This is a genomic window from Rhizobacter sp. P1_G5, from assembly GCF_056405435.1.
The window spans coordinates 1-4,250 of sequence record NZ_JBFUCB010000536.1 but is presented as its reverse complement, the minus strand read 5'-3'; the positions used below and the strand labels follow the sequence as shown (position 1 = coordinate 4,250).

Sequence of the window (4,250 nt, the reverse complement as noted above, 5' to 3'; positions counted from 1 at the left end):
ACCTGAGCCTGGTCAGCGTCGACCGCATCGCGGTGCTGCAGGCCGACGACAGCTTCGGCGCCGATGCGGTGCAGGGCGCGATGGCCGGCTTCGATGYGATCGGCAAGAAGCCGGTGATGCTTGCGAAGTTCGATCGCAGCAAGCCCGACTTCAGCACGCTGGCGCCGAAGGTCGCGACATCGGGCGCACAGGCGGTGCTGTTCATCGGCTCGTCGAGTGCGGTGGCCGAGGGCACGATGGCGTTGCGCAATGCCGGCTCCGCCGCCCAGGTGGTGACGCTGTCGAACAACGCGGCCAGCGGCTTCATCAAGATGATGGGGGTCAACGGTCGCGGCACCATCGTCTCGCAGGTGTTCCCGTACGAGCGCTCGATCGCGTCGCCGATCGTCAAGGAAGCGCTCGAACTCGCGCGGGCCCGCAAGCTCGACGGCATCTCGCCCGCGATGATGGAAGGCTTCGCTGCCGCGAAGGTGCTGGTCGAGGGCCTGCGCCGCGCCGGCCCGGCGCCGACGCGCGAGCGGCTGGTGGCCGCACTGAACGGCCTGACCCGCTACGACATGGGCGGCATGGAGATCAGCTACAGCGCCACCGACCACACCGGGCTCGACTTCGCCGACCTGTCCATCATCGGCAACGACGGCAAGTTCCGCAGGTGATGCAGCCGGCCTACTCCCAGGGCAGCATCAGCGTCACCATCAGCAGCTTCTCGAACTCCGGCTCGAAGCGCTCGACGATCGCCTGCGGGTCGTTGCACAGCGCATCGTCGGTGACCAGCCCGAACTGCACGCCGCCGCCATAGCTCAGGATGCTGACGCCGACGCCGATGTGGCCCGACTGCGGCACCCAGAACATCGTCTGGCGCAGCGTCGAGCCGCAGAACTTCAGCGGCACGGCCGGCCCCGGCACGTTGGTCATCACCGCGGTCGCCTTCTTCGCGAACAGGTTCAGCAGTGCATCCTGGGCCGGCTTGATCAGCAGCCCGGCCACCGACAGCACCGCGAACGCCAGCAGCGGCTGGTAGCTGCCCTTCAGGTCGGTCATGCGCGCGCGCACCGCGTAGACGCGCTCGACCGGGTTGCCGATGCCGATCGGCAGCACCAGCGGCACCAGCCCGAAGCGGTTGCCGAGCTGGTGCGCCTTCTCGAGCGGGCGCAGGTTCACCGGCACCATCGCACGGATCTCCTGTCCGTCCGGGTTCTCGCCGCGCGCCCGCAGGTAGCCGCCGATCGCACCGGCCACGCAGGCCAGCAGCACGTCGTTGACCGAGCAGTTCAGCGCGCGGCCGATCGCCTTCACCTGGTCGAGCGGGATCGGCTCGCCCCAGGCCACATGCTTGCGGCCGACCGGCGTGCCCTTCAGCGAGGTCGGCGAATCGTCGGGCATCAGCGCGAGCGCGGCGACGTCGCTCAGCACCTGGTAGCCGGTGCGCGCCATGTCGAGCGAACCCAGCAGCGGCTGCTGCGGATGGGCCAGCATCTCCATCGATTTCGCGATGCCGCCGCCGTACATGCCGATCGCCTTGACGGTCAGGTCGGTCAGCGGCTTGACGACCGCGTCGGAGAGCCAATCGGCATCGCCTTCCTCGTCATCCGCCTTGCCGCGCGTGCGGCGCGGCGGCGGATCCTGGCCGCCGTCGGTGATCGACAGCATCACCGAGATCAGCGCGATGCCGTCGGCGATGCAATGGTGCACGCGGGCGATCAGCGCACTGCCGCCTTCGTAGTCGTCGATCAGGTGGAACTGCCACAGCGGGTGTGCGCGGGCTAGCGGCGTGGTGCTCAGCTCGGCAACGCGTTCCTGCAGCGCCTGGCGGGCCGACTGGCCGCGCGCGCGCTGCAGCGGCTCGTGCAGCACGTGGCGCTGCAGGTCGAAGGCCGGGTCGTGGACCCAGCTCGCGCCCATCGCGTCCTCGACCACTTTCTGGCGGAAGCGCCCGTACTTCAGCAGCTTGTCCTCGACGCGCTCGCACAGCGCGGCGTGCGTGATGGCCGGCTGCAGCAGCCAGACGCCGACGATCATCATCAGGTTCACGTCGTTGTCCATGCGCAGCCAGGCGGTGTCGACGCGCGACATGCGCTGGGCGCTGACGTGGGGGGAGGTGGGCATCGTCGAGGTCTCCTGGGGGATGAATCTTGTTGTGCGAGCGACGATGATGGGTAACATTCGCCGCGTCAATGCCGACTTTCACCCAAGCATCCCCGGAGACATTCATGGCCGACCTCAAGTCCCTGTTCGAAGCCGCCGTGGCCGACTCGAAGAACCTGCCCGAGAAGCCCGACAACATGACGCTGCTGAAGATCTACGCGCTGTACAAGCAGGCGAGCAGCGGCGACGTCGACGGCAAGCGCCCCGGCTTCACCGACATGGTCGGCCGCGCCAAGTGGGACGCCTGGGATGCCGTCAAGGGCAAGTCGTCCGACGAGGCGATGCAGGAGTACGTCGACCTGATCGAATCGCTGAAGGAATGACCCGCGATCGCCAGCCCGGGCTGGACACGCTGCGGGCCCTGGCGATCCTGTTGGTCTTCGCCTACCACTACCGGGTGTTCGTCAGCGGGCAGGACACCTTCGGCTGGGCCAGCGCGATCGGCTGGACCGGCGTCGACCTGTTCTTCGTGCTCAGCGGCTACCTGATCGCCAACCAGCTGCTGGGCGGGCTGCTGCAGGAACGCCGACTGTCGTTCGGCGCGTTCTATGCGCGGCGCGCGCTGCGCACGCTGCCGAACTTCTGGGTCGTGCTGGCGCTGTACTTCCTGCTCCCGGCGGTGATGGGCGGGCGCGAGCCGCCGCCGCTGTGGCGCTTCCTGACCTTCACGCAGAACATCGATCTGCAGCCCGGCACCGCGTTCTCGCATGCCTGGTCGCTGTGCATCGAGGAGCAGTTCTACCTCGGGCTGCCGCTGGCGCTGTGGGGCGTGACGCGGCTGCGGCACCGGCTTGCGCTGGCCTGGGCGCTGATCGCGGCGCTGGTGCTGGCGGCCATCGCGTGGCGCAGCGCGCTGTGGTTGCAGTACGGTCGCGAGGCCGGCGGCGCGATCGAGCGCTACTACCCGACGGTGTACTACGGCTCGCTGTCGCGGCTCGACGAGTTCCTGCCCGGCGTTGCGCTCGCGCTGTTGAAGAACGGCCATCCGCAGGTGTGGGCGCGCCTGATGCAGCACGGCAAGGCCCTGTTCGGGCTCGGGCTGGCCGCGACGCTCGCGATGCTGTGGGGGCTGATGAACTTCTACGAGATCGACGGCTACGGGTACGGCTACCTGATGAGCGGCTTTGGCTACTCGCTGATGGCGATGGCCTGGGCGTTGCTGCTGCTCGGGGCGCTGAGCCAAGGGTCGCCGCTGCAGCGCTGGCAGGTGCCGGGTGCGGCCTCGCTCGCGCTGTGGTCGTATGCGCTGTACCTGACGCACAAGCCGATCGCATTCATCGTGAACCGGCAGTTGAAGCCGTGGGCGCTGCCGGCGCCGCTGCTGGTGGTCGTGATCTCGGCCGCCTGCCTGCTGGGCGGCTGGCTGCTGTTCAAGCTGGTCGAGACGCCGTTCATGCGGCTGCGGGATCGGTGGGTGCCGCGGCAGTTCGATGCGGACAAGGTGGCGTCGCGCAGCGCGCCGGTCGGGGCCGGTTGAGCTTCACCCGCCCTTGGTCTTCTTCGCCGCCGCCTTCTTCGCCGGCGCCTTGCCCCCCGCCAGCAGCGCATCCAGGTTCTTCTCGATCTCGCCCTGGATCGTGCCGGCGAACGCCCCCATCAGGAAGCCGAGCTTCGCCTGCAGGTCGAAGTGGTCGGCCGCGACCACCAGCTCGCCGCTGACGCCGGAGCGCTTGAACTCCACCGTGTCGCTGTCCTCGCCCTCGATCACGGTGCATTCCATCTCGAACTTCTTCTCGGCCTCCTCGGCCCATTTCCATGCGATCTCGCGCGCGCGGGCCAGGCCCAGGTCGTGGTCGCGGTGGATGTGGATGTCGGGCATGTCGGTCTCCTCGGGTCCTCATGGGGTCGCTGTGGTGGCGGCAACGGTGGCGCCGGCCGCCTGCAGTGTCGCGCGCCGCTCGTCGCGCGGCAACGCGGCGATGCGGCGCACCTCGGCGTAGAAGCGGTCGAAATCGCGGCCCTCGCGTTCGAACAGCCGCTCGAACTGCGGCACCAGCTCGTTGTAGGCCGCCAGCACGCCCAGCGATGCATTGTTCGCCCGCGCGAACCAGCTGTCGTAGCCGGCGTAGCCCTGCCATGCACCGGCCTTCAGCGCCGCGTAGTCG

Annotated in this window: 6 protein-coding genes; 3 read left to right on the top strand and 3 right to left on the bottom strand. The window is 68.8% G+C overall.

Features of this window, described 5'->3' with window-relative positions:
• Positions 1-656, top strand: a 656-nt coding sequence (locus tag AC1D12_RS26345; protein WP_477843926.1) for an ABC transporter substrate-binding protein, incomplete at its 5' end; no start/stop codon positions are given.
• 10 nt (positions 657-666) lie between these two features.
• On the opposite strand, the gene AC1D12_RS26340 is transcribed toward AC1D12_RS26345, so the two are convergent.
• Positions 667-2,106, bottom strand: coding sequence for a wax ester/triacylglycerol synthase family O-acyltransferase (locus AC1D12_RS26340; RefSeq protein WP_477825956.1), 1,440 nt, complete (start codon positions 2,104-2,106; stop codon positions 667-669).
• A gap of 104 nt (positions 2,107-2,210) precedes the next feature.
• Between AC1D12_RS26340 and AC1D12_RS26335 the strand changes: the two genes are divergently transcribed.
• Positions 2,211-2,468 (top strand): acyl-CoA-binding protein, encoded by a 258-nt coding sequence (locus AC1D12_RS26335; RefSeq protein WP_047500068.1) that lies wholly within the window; start codon positions 2,211-2,213, stop codon positions 2,466-2,468.
• A complete protein-coding gene (locus AC1D12_RS26330; RefSeq protein ID WP_477843924.1) occupies positions 2,465-3,622 on the top strand; it encodes an acyltransferase family protein in 1,158 nt (385 codons plus the stop codon). The genes AC1D12_RS26335 and AC1D12_RS26330 overlap by 4 nt, the downstream gene beginning before the upstream one ends.
• A gap of 3 nt (positions 3,623-3,625) precedes the next feature.
• Here AC1D12_RS26330 and AC1D12_RS26325 read toward each other — a convergent pair whose 3' ends face one another.
• Both AC1D12_RS26325 and AC1D12_RS26320 read right to left on the bottom strand, forming a co-directional pair.
• Positions 3,626-3,964 carry a polyhydroxyalkanoic acid system family protein gene (locus AC1D12_RS26325; protein WP_047500064.1) on the bottom strand — a complete coding sequence of 113 codons (339 nt, stop codon included), beginning with the start codon at positions 3,962-3,964 and terminating at the stop codon, positions 3,626-3,628.
• Between the two features lie 18 nt (positions 3,965-3,982).
• Positions 3,983-4,250: aminopeptidase (locus AC1D12_RS26320; RefSeq protein ID WP_477843921.1), on the bottom strand; the 268-nt coding region annotated here is incomplete at its 5' end.